This window comes from Streptococcus sp. 1621 (genome assembly GCF_013276615.1).
GTDB lineage: Bacteria > Bacillota > Bacilli > Lactobacillales > Streptococcaceae > Streptococcus.
On record NZ_VMLJ01000013.1, the window covers coordinates 105727 to 120043 of the forward strand.

Here is a 14317-nt window from a genome sequence, read left to right on the forward strand (position 1 = left end):
ACAAGGAGGAAAAACTTTTGAGTGAAAAGTCAAGAGAAGAAGAGAAATTAAGCTTTAAAGAGCAGATTCTGAGAGATTTAGAAAAAGTAAAAGGCTATGATGAAGTTCTGAAAGAAGATGAGGCAGTAGTTCGCACTCCTGCAAATGAACCTTCAGCTGAAGAACTCATGGCTGATTCCTTGTCAACGGTAGAGGAGATTATGAGAAAAGCTCCTACCGTGCCGACTCACCCAAGTCAAGATGTACCAGCTTCTCCAGCAGATGAGATTCAAAGAGAAACTCCTGGTGTTCCAAGTCATCCAAGTCAAGATGTACCTTCTTCTCCAGCGGAAGAAAGTGGATCAAGACCAGGTCCAGGTCCTGTTAGACCTAAGAAACTTGAAAGAGAATACAATGAAACCCCAACAAGGGTAGCTGTTTCCTATAAGACGGCAGAGAAAAAAGCAGAACAAGCAGGTTCAGAAACACCTACGCCTGCTACAGAAACAGTGGATATCATCAGCGATACACCACGTCGTAGCCGCAGAGAAGGAGCAAAACCCGTTAAGCCTAAGAAAGAGAAGAAGTCACATGTGAAAGCTTTTGTGATTTCATTCCTTGTATTCCTTGCCTTGCTCTCAGCAGGTGGTTACTTTGGTTACCAGTACGTGCTAGATTCTTTATTACCTATCGATGCTAATTCTAAGAAATATGTGACGGTTGGAATTCCAGAAGGTTCAAACGTTCAAGAAATCGGTACGACGCTTGAAAAAGCTGGTTTGGTAAAGCATGGTCTGATTTTTAGCTTTTATGCCAAGTATAAAAATTATACCGATTTGAAAGCAGGTTACTACAATTTGCAAAAGAGTATGAGTACAGAAGACTTACTCAAAGAGTTGCAAAAAGGTGGAACAGATGAACCACAAGAACCTGTCCTTGCGACTTTGACAATTCCAGAAGGTTATACGATTGATCAAATTGCACAAGCGGTAGGTCAATTGCAAGGTGACTTCAAAGAGCCTTTGACAGCGGAGGCTTTCCTAGCAAAAGTTCAAGATGAGAACTTTATCAGTCAAGAAGTTGCCAAATATCCTACTTTATTGGAAAGTTTGCCTGCAAAAGACAGCGGTGCGCGTTATCGTTTGGAAGGATACCTTTTCCCAGCTACTTACTCTATCAAGGAAAGCACAACTATTGAAAGCTTGATTGATGAGATGTTGGCGGCTATGGATAAGAACCTATCTCCTTACTATAGTACGATCAAATCTAAAAACTTGACTGTCAATGAGTTGTTGACCATTGCTTCCTTGGTCGAAAAAGAAGGTGCCAAGACAGAAGATCGTAAGCTCATTGCAGGTGTATTCTACAATCGTTTGAATCGTGATATGCCACTTCAAAGTAATATTGCAATCTTGTATGCCCAAGGAAAACTGGGGCAAAATATCAGCCTAGCTGAGGATGTTGCGATTGATACCAACATTGATTCACCTTATAATGTTTATAAAAATGTAGGTCTCATGCCTGGTCCAGTCGATAGTCCAAGTCTGGATGCGATTGAGTCAAGCATCAATCAAACTAAGAGCGATAACCTCTACTTTGTAGCAGATGTCACAGATGGCAAGGTCTACTATGCTAACAATCAAGAAGACCACGATCGCAATGTTGCTGAACATGTCAACAGCAAATTAAACCAAACAAACTAAAATTATGTGATGCTTCACATAATTTTCTTTAGAAAATATCATCAGAAGAAAGTTGAGAAAAATGGCAGAAAAAACATATCCTATGACCCTTGAGGAAAAGGAAAAACTTGAAAAAGAATTAGAAGAATTGAAATTAGTTCGTCGACCAGAAGTAGTAGAACGCATTAAGATTGCCCGTTCATACGGTGACCTTTCTGAAAATAGTGAATACGAAGCAGCTAAGGATGAACAAGCCTTTGTTGAAGGACAAATCTCTAGCTTGGAAACAAAAATCCGCTATGCTGAAATCGTCAATAGCGACGCAGTTGCCCAAGACGAAGTAGCGATTGGTAAAACAGTCACCATCCAAGAAATTGGTGAGGACGAAGAAGAAGTTTATATTATCGTAGGTTCAGCTGGTGCGGATGCCTTTGCAGGTAAAGTTTCAAATGAAAGCCCAATTGGACAAGCCTTGATTGGCAAGAAAACAGGTGACACAGCAACCATTGAAACACCTGTTGGTAGCTATGATGTAAAAATCTTGAAGGTTGAAAAAACAGCCTAAAAACAGAAAAAAGGAGTGGGGAGGCGATGCGCTTCACTCACTCCTTTTTCCATTTTAAATTGAATTGAAATTGGAGACTATATGAGTTCAAAGAAGAAAAATAAGATGGAGCGTGGTCTGACCAATCGTCATGTGCAGGTTATGGCCATTGCGGGAACAATCGGAACAGGACTCTTTTTGGGAGCGGGTCGCTCTATTAGCCTGACAGGTCCTTCCATTGTACTGATTTATATGATTACAGGGGCTTTCATGTTCCTCATGATGCGTGCTGTTGGGGAAATGCTTTACCAAGATCCTGAGCAACATACCTTTATCAACTTTATCACGCGCCATTTGGGTAAGGGCTGGGGTTATTTCTCGGTTTGGTCTTACTGGCTATCTGTTGTCTTTATCGGTATGGCGGAAATCACTGCTATCGCACATTATGTGCAATTTTGGTTCCCAACTTGGCCGAGTTGGATGATTGAAATTGGATTTTTGACCATTCTAGCCTTAGTTAATCTGATTGCGGTGAAGCTCTTTGGGGAAGTTGAGTTTTGGTTTGCGATGGTTAAGATTGTGGCTATTTTAGCTATGATTGCGACAGGAGTCTTTATGGTCTTGACAGGCTTTAAGACACCTCATGGAGTAGCAAGTTTAGCCAATATTGCTGATAATTTCTCTCTCTTTCCAAATGGTGGAGTGAACTTTGTCATGGCCTTCCAGATGGTGTTCTTTGCCTACCTCATGATTGAGTTTATCGGGGTCACAACTTCTGAAACCAAAAATCCACGTCAGGTCTTGCCAAAAGCCGTTAAGGAAATTCCTTTGCGTATCGCCTTTTTCTACGGTGGTGCCCTCTTAGCCATCATGGCTATCATTCCGTGGCGTGAACTGGCTTCTGCTGATTCTCCTTTTGTAACAGTATTTGAATTGGCCGGTGTCAAGTGGGCAGCAGCCTTGATTAACTTCGTCGTTTTGACCTCAGCAGCCTCTGCTCTTAACTCAACCCTTTATTCAACAGGTCGTCATTTGTACCAGATTGCTCATGATTCGCCAAATCGCTTCCTAAAGGCTATTAAAGCAGATACTCTTTCTCGCCACAATGTACCACAAAATGCCATCATTGCCTCAGCGATTTTGATTGCCCTAGCAGCCTTTATCAACGTCTTGCCAGGAGTTTCGGATGCCTTTGCCTTGATTACGGCTTCATCATCTGGTGTCTATATTGCCATTTATATCTTGATCATGGTGGCTCACCTTAAATACCGCAAGTCACAAGACTTTATGGCGGATGGCTATCTCATGCCCCATTATCGTTTCCTAAATCCCTTAACCATGCTCTTCTTTGCCTTTGTCTTTGTAACCCTCTTTTTACAAGAGTCTACATTTGTAGGAGCAATCGGCTCAGCTATCTGGATTATCGGTTTCGGGATTTATAGCCAGTGGAAATTTAGAAAATAGGTTAAAGACTTATCAACTCAGGTTGGTGAGTTTTTGCTAGTTTGACAGTCTATTGAAATAAGACTATAATCAAGCTGTAACAGTGTTTGAGGAGGTTTAGATGTACTTTAGATTGGAAAATAAGGAATCCCATAAATCACAAGAAATTGGGAATTTGATTCGTGCTTATAATCGTTCAAAAAGAGAAGAGGCTGAAAGTGAGCCACTTAATCTTTATGTTGAAGATGAAAAGGGCAATCTTCTGGCAGGCTTGATAGCAGAGACTTTTGGAAATTGGCTAGAAATCGAGTATTTATTTGTAAAAGAGGAACTGCGAGGGCAAGGAATCGGTTCAAAACTATTGCAGCAAGTAGAGACTGAAGCTAAGAATCGAAACTGTCGTTTTGCTTTTGTTAATACTTACCAGTTTCAGGCGCCAGATTTTTATCAGAAACATGGCTACAAGGAAGTCTTTGCTTTGCAAGACTATCCCTACACAGGAAAAAGATTTTATTACCAAAAAGATTTGTAAGGAGAATATGAAAGGATAAGGCAAAGAGGGGTTCTTGACATAAGTATGAAGGGGATTCTCGATAAATACCAGTTAAATCCTACAAATTGTGTCTTTCTAGGCAATATTGAGTACAATGCAATCGCAGCTGAGAAATTGGGAATCAAGTCCTATCAGGTTAAGAAAAGAAGCGATGCCGTCGATATTTTGAAATCCTATATTTAAACTTAACACTCTCTATCTTTTTAAATTGACCTTAATCCGAGATTCCCCTCTCGGATTTTGTGTTGCTTTCATTAAATTTACAGGTAAGACTTGCTAGCTTCAGTAAATATACACAAGTTTTTCAGAATAGAGTGAAATCCGAAAGAAAATAGAAGTAATTTTCATTAAACGCTTCCAATGTGCAAAAAAAGTTGACAAATTTAAATTTTAGGACTACACTAAGTAAGTAAATTTTATTTTAAAGGAGAATTCGTTATGAATTTAACATTTTTAGGCTTATGTATTGCCTGTATGGGCGTATCTGTCGGTGAAGGTTTATTGATGAATGGACTGTTTAAATCAGTAGCACGCCAACCAGATATGCTTTCTGAGTTTCGTAGTTTGATGTTTTTAGGTGTTGCCTTTATTGAAGGAACTTTCTTTGTAACTCTTGTCTTCTCATTTATTATCAAATAAATACATGGAACGAGAAGAAAAGGGAGGATTTTAGATGGAAGAAAGTATTAATCCAATCATCTCTATTGGTCCTGTTATCTTCAATCTGACTATGTTAGCCATGACCTTGTTGATTGTGGGAGTTATTTTTGTCTTTATTTATTGGGCAAGCCGCAATATGACCTTGAAACCCAAAGGAAAGCAAAATGTACTTGAGTATGTCTATGACTTTGTTATTGGATTTACAGAACCTAACATTGGTTCGCGCTACATGAAAGATTACTCACTCTTTTTCCTTTGTTTATTTCTTTTCATGGTGATTGCCAATAACCTTGGCTTAATGACAAAGCTTCAAACGATCGATGGGACTAACTGGTGGAGTTCGCCAACCGCTAATTTACAGTATGACTTAACCTTATCTTTTCTTGTCATTTTGTTGACACATATAGAAAGCGTTCGTCGTCGTGGATTTAAAAAAAGTATAAAATCTTTTATGAGTCCTGTTTTTGTCATACCGATGAATATCTTGGAAGAATTTACAAACTTCTTATCTTTGGCTTTGCGGATTTTTGGGAATATCTTTGCAGGAGAGGTCATGACGAGTTTGTTACTTCTTCTTTCCCACCAAGCTATTTATTGGTATCCAGTAGCCTTTGGAGCTAATTTGGCTTGGACTGCATTTTCTGTCTTTATTTCCTGCATCCAAGCTTATGTCTTTACTCTTTTGACATCTGTGTATTTAGGGAATAAGATTAATATTGAAGAGGAATAGAAAGGAGTAACTGATGCACGTAACAGTAGGTGAATTGATTGGTAATTTTATTTTAATCACTGGCTCTTTTATTCTTTTGCTAGTCTTGATTAAAAAATTTGCATGGTCTAATATTACAGGCATTTTCGAAGAAAGAGCTGAAAAAATCGCTACTGATATTGACAGTGCTGAACAGGCACGTCAAAAAGCAGAAGCCTTAGCTCAGAAACGTGAAGATGAATTGGATGGTAGCCGTAAAGAAGCCAAGACAATCATTGAAAATGCAAAGGAAACAGCTGAGAAAAGTAAGGCTAGTATTTTAGTAGATGCTAAACTAGAAGCAGGACGCTTAAAAGAAAAAGCAAACCAAGAAATTGCTCAAAACAAAGCTGAAGCTTTACAAAGCGTTAAGGGTGAGGTAGCAGATTTGACCATCAGCCTAGCTGGTAAAATCATCTCACAAAACCTTGACGGTCATGCCCATAAAGAACTCATTGATCAGTATATCGATCAGCTAGGAGAAGCTTAATGGACAAGAAAACAGTAAAGGTAATTGAAAAATACAGCATGCCTTTTGTCCAATTGGTACTTGAAAAAGGAGAAGAAGACCGTATCTTTTCAGACTTGACTCAAATCAAGCAAGTTGCTGAAGAAACAGGTCTGCCTTCTTTTTTAAAACAAGTGGCAGTAGACGAGTCGGATAAGGAAAAAATAATTGCTTTTTTCCAAGACTCTGTGTCACCTTTATTACAAAACTTTATCCAGGTTCTGGCCTACAATCACAGAGTAAATCTTTTTTATGATGTGCTTGTAGATTGCTTGGACCGACTTGAAAAAGAAACAAATCGATTTGAAGTGACGATTACTGCTGCTCATCCTCTAACTGATGAACAAAAGAGTCGTTTGCTCCCTTTGATTGAGAAGAAAATGTCTCTGAAAGTAAGGAGTGTAAACGAACAAATCGATGAAAGTCTCATTGGTGGTTTTGTCATTTTTGCCAATCACAAGACAATTGATGTGAGTATTAAACAACAACTTAAAGTTGTTAAAGAAAATTTGAAATAGAAAGTGGTGTTCTTTTGGCAATTAACGCACAAGAAATCAGCGCTTTAATTAAGCAACAAATTGAAAATTTCAAACCCAATTTTGATGTGACTGAAACAGGTGTTGTAACCTATATCGGGGACGGTATCGCGCGTGCTCACGGCCTTGAAAATGCCATGAGTGGAGAGTTGTTGATCTTTGAAAACGGCTCTTATGGTATGGCTCAAAACTTGGAGTCAACAGACGTTGGTATTATCATCCTAGGTGACTTTACAGATATCCGTGAAGGCGATACAATCCGCCGTACAGGGAAAATCATGGAAGTTCCAGTAGGTGAAAGTCTGATTGGTCGTGTTGTGGATCCACTTGGTCGTCCAGTTGACGGTCTTGGAGAAATCCACACTGATAAAACTCGTCCAGTAGAAGCACCAGCTCCTGGTGTTATGCAACGTAAGTCTGTATCAGAACCATTGCAAACTGGTTTGAAAGCTATTGACGCCCTTGTACCGATTGGTCGTGGTCAACGTGAGTTGATTATCGGTGACCGTCAGACAGGGAAAACAACCATTGCGATTGATACAATCTTGAACCAAAAAGGTCAAGATATGATCTGTATCTACGTAGCGATTGGACAAAAAGAATCAACAGTTCGTACGCAAGTAGAAACACTTCGTCAGTACGGTGCCTTGGACTACACAATCGTTGTGACAGCCTCTGCTTCACAACCATCTCCATTGCTCTTCCTAGCTCCTTATGCTGGGGTTGCCATGGCGGAAGAATTTATGTACCAAGGCAAGCATGTTTTGATTGTTTATGATGATTTATCAAAACAAGCGGTAGCTTATCGTGAACTGTCACTCTTGCTTCGTCGTCCTCCAGGTCGTGAAGCCTTCCCAGGGGATGTTTTCTACCTTCACAGCCGTTTGCTTGAGCGCTCAGCTAAAGTTTCTGATGAACTTGGTGGTGGATCAATTACAGCCCTACCATTTATCGAGACACAAGCGGGAGATATCTCTGCCTATATCGCAACCAACGTGATTTCAATCACTGATGGACAAATCTTCCTTGGTGATGGTCTTTTCAATGCGGGTATTCGTCCAGCCATTGATGCGGGTTCATCTGTATCTCGTGTAGGTGGTTCTGCGCAAATCAAAGCCATGAAGAAGGTTGCTGGTACACTTCGTATCGACCTTGCTTCATACCGTGAGTTGGAAGCCTTCACTAAGTTTGGTTCTGACTTGGACGCAGCAACACAGGCTAAGTTGAACCGTGGACGTCGTACAGTTGAAGTCTTGAAACAACCTGTTCACAAACCATTGCCTGTTGAGAAACAAGTAACCATTCTTTATGCTTTGACACATGGTTTCTTGGATACTGTTCCAGTAGATGATATTGTTCGTTTCGAGGAAGAGTTCCATGCCTTCTTTGACGCTCAACATCCAGAGATTTTGGAAACCATTCGTGATACAAAAGACTTGCCAGAAGAAGCAGTCTTGGATGCTGCGATTACAGAGTTTCTCAATCAATCTAGCTTCCAATAAGAATAGAGGTGTCAGATGGCAGTATCTCTAAATGATATTAAAACAAAAATCGCCTCAACAAAAAATACGAGTCAAATCACTAATGCCATGCAAATGGTATCAGCTGCTAAGCTAGGTCGCTCTGAAGAAGCTGCTCGCAACTTTCAAGTTTACGCTCAGAAGGTTCGCAAACTTTTGACAGATATTCTTCATGGGAATGGAGCTGGTGGTTCAACTAATCCCATGTTGATTAGCCGTCCTGTGAAGAAGACAGCCTATATCGTCATCACTTCAGATCGCGGTTTGGTTGGAGGGTATAATTCCTCTATTCTAAAAGCCGTTATGGAGTTGAAGGAAGAATACCATCCAGACGGTAAAGGTTTTGAAATGATCTGTATTGGTGGAATGGGAGCTGATTTCTTTAAGGCTCGTGGTATTCAACCACTTTATGAACTACGTGGCTTGGCAGACCAACCTAGCTTTGATCAAGTTCGTAAGATTATTTCAAAAACTGTTGAAATGTACCAAAATGAACTTTTTGATGAGCTTTATGTTTGTTACAACCACCATGTCAATACCTTGACAAGCCAGATGCGTGTGGAACAAATGCTCCCAATTGTGGATTTGGATCCAAATGAAGCGGATGAAGAATATAGCTTGACTTTTGAATTGGAAACCAGCCGAGAAGAAATTTTGGAGCAGTTGTTGCCTCAATTTGCAGAAAGTATGATTTACGGTGCTATTATCGATGCTAAGACAGCTGAAAATGCTGCTGGTATGACAGCAATGCAAACAGCGACAGATAATGCTAAGAAAGTCATCAATGATTTGACAATTCAGTATAACCGTGCCAGACAGGCGGCGATTACACAAGAAATTACAGAAATTGTAGCAGGAGCTAGTGCCTTAGAATAGGGTCTAGTCCAGCTCGCATGAAAATGAACTTAGGACCTAGTTTAGCTAGGAACCGACAGTATCTTATATAGAATAGGAGAAGGAGATGAGTTCAGGTAAAATTGCTCAGGTTATCGGTCCCGTTGTAGACGTCTTGTTTGCAGCAGGGGAAAAACTTCCTGAGATTAACAATGCACTTGTCGTCTACAAAAATGACGAAAGAAAAACAAAAATCGTCCTTGAAGTAGCCTTAGAGTTGGGAGATGGTATGGTTCGTACTATCGCCATGGAATCAACAGATGGTTTGACTCGTGGAATGGAAGTATTGGACACAGGTCGTCCAATCTCTGTACCAGTAGGTAAAGAAACTTTGGGACGTGTCTTCAACGTTTTGGGAGATACCATTGACTTGGAAGCTCCTTTTACAGAAGACGCAGAGCGTCAGCCAATTCATAAAAAAGCTCCAACTTTTGATGAGTTGTCTACCTCTTCTGAAATCCTTGAAACAGGGATTAAGGTTATCGACCTTCTTGCCCCTTACCTTAAAGGTGGTAAAGTTGGACTCTTCGGTGGTGCCGGAGTTGGTAAAACCGTCTTAATCCAAGAATTGATTCACAACATTGCCCAAGAACATGGTGGTATTTCAGTATTTACCGGTGTTGGGGAACGTACTCGTGAGGGGAACGACCTTTACTGGGAAATGAAAGAATCAGGCGTTATCGAGAAAACAGCCATGGTATTTGGTCAGATGAATGAGCCACCAGGAGCACGTATGCGTGTTGCCCTTACTGGTTTGACAATCGCTGAATACTTCCGTGATGTAGAAGGCCAAGACGTGCTTCTCTTTATCGATAATATCTTCCGTTTCACTCAGGCTGGTTCAGAAGTATCTGCCCTTTTGGGTCGTATGCCATCAGCCGTTGGTTACCAACCAACACTTGCTACGGAAATGGGTCAATTGCAAGAACGTATTACATCAACTAAGAAGGGGTCTGTAACCTCTATCCAGGCTATCTATGTGCCAGCGGATGACTATACTGACCCAGCGCCAGCAACAGCCTTCGCTCACTTGGATTCAACAACAAACTTGGAACGTAAGTTGGTACAATTGGGTATCTACCCAGCCGTTGACCCACTTGCTTCAAGTTCACGTGCCTTGGCACCTGAAATCGTTGGAGAAGAGCACTATGCAGTTGCTGCAGAAGTAAAACGTGTCCTTCAACGTTACCATGAATTGCAAGATATCATTGCTATCCTTGGTATGGATGAGCTTTCTGATGAAGAAAAGACCTTGGTGGCTCGTGCCCGTCGTATCCAGTTCTTCTTGTCACAAAACTTCAACGTTGCGGAACAATTTACTGGTCAGCCAGGTTCTTATGTTCCAGTTGCTGAAACTGTACGTGGCTTTAAGGAAATCCTTGATGGTAAATACGACCACTTGCCAGAAGATGCCTTCCGTGGTGTAGGTTCTATCGAAGATGTGATTGCAAAAGCTGAAAAAATGGGATTTTAAGAGGTGATCTATGGCTCAGTTAACTGTCCAGATCGTGACACCAGATGGTCTCGTCTATGATCACCATGCCAGCTATGTATCGGTTCGAACTCTGGATGGTGAGATGGGGATCTTGCCACGACATGAAAATATGATTGCGGTTTTAGCAGTTGATGAAGTAAAGGTAAAACGTATTGATGATGAAGATCACGTGAACTGGATTGCAGTAAATGGTGGCGTTATTGAAATTGCCAATGATATGATTACAATCGTCGCTGACTCTGCAGAACGTGCTCGTGATATCGATATCAGTCGTGCAGAACGTGCCAAACTTCGTGCAGAACGTGCAATTGAAGAAGCACAAGACAAACACTTGATTGACCAAGAACGTCGTGCGAAGATTGCACTGCAACGTGCTATTAACCGTATTAATGTCGGAAATAGACTATAAGAAAAAATGAACTTGAAAATTCCAAGTTCATTTTTTATGTTTTCTTAAGGAGCAAAACGGATGCAGACTGCTTCGGGAACATGGAAGTCGTTGGAGAGTTCTGCTAGACGACCATTGTCACAATTACGTTTAAAGACAGTGGCATTGTCAGAGTCTTGATGGACAGCAATGAGAAATTTTTGGTCGGGTGTCAAATCAAAATCTCGCGGAGTCTTACCATGTGTTGGAACGATTTCTAGCAACTCTAAGCTACCGTCCGCAAGGATGGTATATACTGCGATAGAATCATGGCCACGGTTAGAAGCGTAGAGGTATTTACCGTCTTTAGAGAGACGAATAGCAGCGGTTCCATTAAAGCCTTCGTAAGCTTCTGGTAAAGTTGAAATCACTTGCATGCGTTCAAATTCACCAACGCCATCGTAGATTAAAACTTCGATAGTACTATTGAGTTCACAAATCAGATAAGCGATTTTATAGTGGTTATGGAAAACGATATGACGAGAACCAGCTCCAGGAATACTATTGTAGGTATAGAGTTTAGACAGTTTCCCTTCTTGATCAAGGTCATAAGTGACGACTTGGTCAGTACCCAAATCACAGGTCACTAGATAGTGGTCAGGTGTTAAATCTGTATAGTGAACATGGGGGAAAGCTTGATTTTTATGTGGACCTTGGCCACTGTGTTGATCCATATCACTAAGTAGAAGACTCCCATCCTCCTGACGTTTATAAACAAGGACCTGTCCCTTGTGATAGTTGGCTGCGTAAACCAAATCACGCTTTTCATCAACGGCAACATAACAGTGGGGAGCCCCCTCCTCAACGACATGATTTAACACAGTCCCGTCAGTTTGATAGGCTGCAATGCCCCCCTTATCGTCTTGACTACCAACAGTGTATAGGTGTTGGTGCTGGTCAAAAGCAAGATAGGTTGGACTTGGCTCAGCTGCAAAAAGTTCTAGATTTGAAAGCTGACCAGTTTCTGTATCAAAGTCAGCCTTGTAAATCCCTTGGGAAGTACGACGTGTATAAGTTCCAAAATAAACAGTTTCTTTCATAACTCTACCTCTATAATAAAGATAAGACTATTATATCACAAAAACAAGCCAATTAAAGACATCCAATTAGATGTAAGCACTTTAAAAAATAATTGATTGGTTTTTTGAAAAACATAATAATATTGAGATTGTTTTCCTTACTTTTCTTCTTAAAAGTGCTATAATGAACTCATAAAATGTTTAAAGGAGTCCTTACTATGAAAAAACGAGTTTTTCTAGCAGCTGGTGTAGCTATACTCTCGACGGCTATGCTAGCAGCGTGTTCAACAGGTGGTAAAGATGCTACTAAACCTGTTACCTATACCTATGTCTTCTCTACAGATCCTACGACTCTGGATTATACAGTTTCTGGAACTGCTAGCACCAAACAAATTACAGGTAATGTTATTGATGGTTTACTAGAAAATGATCAATATGGAAATCTAATTCCATCAGTTGCAGAAGATTGGACTGTTTCAAAAGATGGTTTGACCTATACCTATAAAATCCGTCAGGGTGTCAAATGGTATACTAATGAAGGCGAAGAATATGGTGAAGTCAAAGCTCAGGACTTTGTAACTGGTCTGAAGCACGCAGCTGATAAGAAATCACAGGCTCTTTATCTGGTTCAAGACTCAGTTCAAGGTTTGGACGATTATGTCAATGGGAAAACAACAGATTTCTCTACTGTTGGTGTAAAAGCGATAGATGATTATACGGTTGTTTACACTTTGAATCATCCAGAATCTTTTTGGAATTCCAAGACAACAATGGGCGTTCTTGCCCCAATTAGCGAGGACTTTTTGGCTTCTAAAGGAGATGACTTTGGGAAGGCGACTGATGTAACAAGCATTCTTTATAATGGTGCCTATCTCCTCAAGGGCTTGACATCTAAATCTTCTATTGAGATGACCAAAAATCAAAACTATTGGGACAAGCAAAATGTCTTTATTGATGATATTAAATTATCTTTCTTTGATGGTCAGGATGCCGATTCTCTTGGACGTGGCTTTGATGAAGGACATTATCCAGCGGCACCTCTCTTTAAAAATTCTGCCAATTATGAACGTCTAAAAGAAAAATACAAGGATAATATTGTGTATGGGCCACAAAGAGGCGGAACTTTCTATATCTCAACTAATATCGATCGTGTAGCTTATAACCATACTGCTAAAACAAGTGATGCGGAAAAATCATCCACTAAAAAGGCTTTGTTGAATAAAGATTTCCGTCAATCCTTGTCTTTCGCTGCAGATCGTACGGCTGCAGTATCTCAAGTATTTGGGGACGAAGTGGCACCTCGTAAATTACGTACAAGTTTTACCCCTCCAACATTTGTCCAAGTTGGAGAGCAGTCATTTGGGCAAGTAGCTAAGGCAGAACTGGATAAGTTAGATGATGTATGGAAAGATGTCAGTCTTGATGATGCCCAGGATTCACTTCATAATGTAGACAAGGCTAAAGCTAAATTTGAAGTTGCTAAGAAAACACTTCAAGCCGATGGAGTACAGTTCCCCGTTCATTTAGACCTTCCAGTTTCCTCTACTCAGACAGATTTTATTCGTCAAGCCCAATCTTATAAACAATCCATTGAGGAAGCCTTAGGCTCTGAAAATATAGTGATTGACATTCAACAAGTTTCTGATGATGAATTGGGAAATATGACAGTATTTGCAACATCGACTAACAATACTGATTGGGATATCAATGTAAATAGTGGTTGGAGTCCGGATTATGCAGATCCATCAACCTATTTAGATGTATTTGATCCAACATCTGGTCCAACTCTTCTAGGAGCACTTGGTGTAGCACCAGGTACAGATAATCCGGCAATCAAAGCTGTTGGTTTAGATAAGTTTAAAGAGTTAATTACGGATGCTAGTGGTGAGAAAATAGATCTGCAAAAACGTTATTCTAAATATGCTAAAGCACAAGCTTGGTTAACAGATAGTGCCTTGGTTATTCCTGTACACTCAGATGGTGCCCAAATGCTAATAACGAAGAAAGTTCCAGGTAGCGGTGCAGATGGTTGGGTAGGTGATAAGACAAGTGAAAACAGCTACAAGTACCAAAAATTACAAGACAAGATTGTAACGTCTAAAGAAATGGATGATTTCCGCAAGAAATTTGCTGATGAAAAAGCCAAATCAAATGCTGATTATCAGAAGAACTTAGACCGTCATATTCAAGAATAATTGAATCTCCTCTTTTGAGGAGATTTTTTATGTCGCTGTCTCCATGTAAGCACTTTAAAAAAGAGTTATTTTGATTTAAAAATGGTATAATGAGAGAACGATAGAAAGGAAGTA

General features: G+C 40.3%; 15 protein-coding genes. 14 read left to right on the plus strand and 1 reads right to left on the minus strand.

Annotated features, from left to right (window positions below; genetic code table 11):
* Positions 1-17 precede the first annotated feature (17 nt).
* The 13 genes from mltG to HT697_RS03705 all read left to right on the plus strand — a co-directional run bounded on the left by mltG (position 18) and on the right by HT697_RS03705 (position 10971).
* Positions 18-1682 (plus strand): endolytic transglycosylase MltG, encoded by a 1665-nt coding sequence (mltG, locus tag HT697_RS03645; protein WP_173262163.1) that lies wholly within the window; start codon positions 18-20, stop codon positions 1680-1682.
* A 61-nt stretch (positions 1683-1743) separates the two neighbouring features.
* Complete coding sequence (gene greA / locus HT697_RS03650; protein ID WP_000818760.1) at positions 1744-2226, plus strand: transcription elongation factor GreA; 483 nt, start codon at positions 1744-1746, stop codon at positions 2224-2226.
* A gap of 81 nt (positions 2227-2307) precedes the next feature.
* Positions 2308-3669 (plus strand): amino acid permease, encoded by a 1362-nt coding sequence (locus tag HT697_RS03655; RefSeq protein WP_173262165.1) that lies wholly within the window; start codon positions 2308-2310, stop codon positions 3667-3669.
* Positions 3670-3769: 100 nt separating this feature from the next.
* Positions 3770-4180 carry a GNAT family N-acetyltransferase gene (locus tag HT697_RS03660; RefSeq protein ID WP_173218092.1) on the plus strand — a complete coding sequence of 137 codons (411 nt, stop codon included), beginning with the start codon at positions 3770-3772 and terminating at the stop codon, positions 4178-4180.
* Positions 4181-4225: 45 nt separating this feature from the next.
* Positions 4226-4384 carry a hypothetical protein gene (locus tag HT697_RS03665; RefSeq protein ID WP_173218090.1) on the plus strand — a complete coding sequence of 53 codons (159 nt, stop codon included), beginning with the start codon at positions 4226-4228 and terminating at the stop codon, positions 4382-4384.
* Positions 4385-4639: 255 nt separating this feature from the next.
* The gene (locus HT697_RS03670; protein ID WP_001054562.1) at positions 4640-4840 is read left to right on the plus strand and encodes a F0F1 ATP synthase subunit C; all 201 of its coding nucleotides are present in this window, start codon (positions 4640-4642) and stop codon (positions 4838-4840) included.
* A gap of 34 nt (positions 4841-4874) precedes the next feature.
* On the plus strand, positions 4875-5591 hold the full coding sequence (atpB, locus tag HT697_RS03675) for a F0F1 ATP synthase subunit A (protein WP_000392851.1): 717 nt from the start codon (positions 4875-4877) through the stop codon (positions 5589-5591).
* A 13-nt stretch (positions 5592-5604) separates the two neighbouring features.
* Complete coding sequence (atpF, locus tag HT697_RS03680) at positions 5605-6099, plus strand: F0F1 ATP synthase subunit B (protein ID WP_173218088.1); 495 nt, start codon at positions 5605-5607, stop codon at positions 6097-6099.
* Positions 6099-6635 carry a F0F1 ATP synthase subunit delta gene (locus tag HT697_RS03685; RefSeq protein WP_173213547.1) on the plus strand — a complete coding sequence of 179 codons (537 nt, stop codon included), beginning with the start codon at positions 6099-6101 and terminating at the stop codon, positions 6633-6635. Before atpF ends, HT697_RS03685 begins: the two co-directional genes overlap by 1 nt.
* 14 nt (positions 6636-6649) lie before the next feature.
* Positions 6650-8155, plus strand: coding sequence for a F0F1 ATP synthase subunit alpha (gene atpA, locus HT697_RS03690; RefSeq protein WP_023942963.1), 1506 nt, complete (start codon positions 6650-6652; stop codon positions 8153-8155).
* 15 nt (positions 8156-8170) lie between these two features.
* On the plus strand, positions 8171-9049 hold the full coding sequence (locus tag HT697_RS03695; RefSeq protein ID WP_173213549.1) for a F0F1 ATP synthase subunit gamma: 879 nt from the start codon (positions 8171-8173) through the stop codon (positions 9047-9049).
* An 85-nt stretch (positions 9050-9134) separates the two neighbouring features.
* Positions 9135-10541 (plus strand): F0F1 ATP synthase subunit beta, encoded by a 1407-nt coding sequence (atpD, locus tag HT697_RS03700; protein ID WP_000094360.1) that lies wholly within the window; start codon positions 9135-9137, stop codon positions 10539-10541.
* Between the two features lie 10 nt (positions 10542-10551).
* Positions 10552-10971 (plus strand): F0F1 ATP synthase subunit epsilon, encoded by a 420-nt coding sequence (locus tag HT697_RS03705; RefSeq protein WP_000068041.1) that lies wholly within the window; start codon positions 10552-10554, stop codon positions 10969-10971.
* Positions 10972-11015: 44 nt separating this feature from the next.
* Here HT697_RS03705 and HT697_RS03710 read toward each other — a convergent pair whose 3' ends face one another.
* Positions 11016-12029, minus strand: coding sequence for a lactonase family protein (locus HT697_RS03710; protein ID WP_173262169.1), 1014 nt, complete (start codon positions 12027-12029; stop codon positions 11016-11018).
* Positions 12030-12226: 197 nt separating this feature from the next.
* On the opposite strand from HT697_RS03710, the gene HT697_RS03715 reads away from it, so the two are divergent.
* Positions 12227-14203 carry a peptide ABC transporter substrate-binding protein gene (locus HT697_RS03715; RefSeq protein ID WP_173262172.1) on the plus strand — a complete coding sequence of 659 codons (1977 nt, stop codon included), beginning with the start codon at positions 12227-12229 and terminating at the stop codon, positions 14201-14203.
* Positions 14204-14317: the final 114 nt, after the last annotated feature.

Excerpts from the sequence above, each read along its gene's own strand:
- greA (WP_000818760.1), top strand. The coding sequence starts at position 1,744 with ATGGCAGAAAAAACATATCCTATGACCCTTGAGGAAAAGGAAAAACTT.
- HT697_RS03655 (WP_173262165.1), top strand. The coding sequence starts at position 2,308 with ATGAGTTCAAAGAAGAAAAATAAGATGGAGCGTGGTCTGACCAATCGT.
- HT697_RS03660 (WP_173218092.1), top strand. The coding sequence starts at position 3,770 with ATGTACTTTAGATTGGAAAATAAGGAATCCCATAAATCACAAGAAATT.
- HT697_RS03665 (WP_173218090.1), top strand. The coding sequence starts at position 4,226 with ATGAAGGGGATTCTCGATAAATACCAGTTAAATCCTACAAATTGTGTC.
- HT697_RS03670 (WP_001054562.1), top strand. The coding sequence starts at position 4,640 with ATGAATTTAACATTTTTAGGCTTATGTATTGCCTGTATGGGCGTATCT.
- atpB (WP_000392851.1), top strand. The coding sequence starts at position 4,875 with ATGGAAGAAAGTATTAATCCAATCATCTCTATTGGTCCTGTTATCTTC.
- atpF (WP_173218088.1), top strand. The coding sequence starts at position 5,605 with ATGCACGTAACAGTAGGTGAATTGATTGGTAATTTTATTTTAATCACT.
- HT697_RS03685 (WP_173213547.1), top strand. The coding sequence starts at position 6,099 with ATGGACAAGAAAACAGTAAAGGTAATTGAAAAATACAGCATGCCTTTT.
- HT697_RS03695 (WP_173213549.1), top strand. The coding sequence starts at position 8,171 with ATGGCAGTATCTCTAAATGATATTAAAACAAAAATCGCCTCAACAAAA.
- atpD (WP_000094360.1), top strand. The coding sequence starts at position 9,135 with ATGAGTTCAGGTAAAATTGCTCAGGTTATCGGTCCCGTTGTAGACGTC.
- HT697_RS03705 (WP_000068041.1), top strand. The coding sequence starts at position 10,552 with ATGGCTCAGTTAACTGTCCAGATCGTGACACCAGATGGTCTCGTCTAT.
- HT697_RS03710 (WP_173262169.1), bottom strand. The coding sequence starts at position 12,029 with ATGAAAGAAACTGTTTATTTTGGAACTTATACACGTCGTACTTCCCAA.
- HT697_RS03715 (WP_173262172.1), top strand. The coding sequence starts at position 12,227 with ATGAAAAAACGAGTTTTTCTAGCAGCTGGTGTAGCTATACTCTCGACG.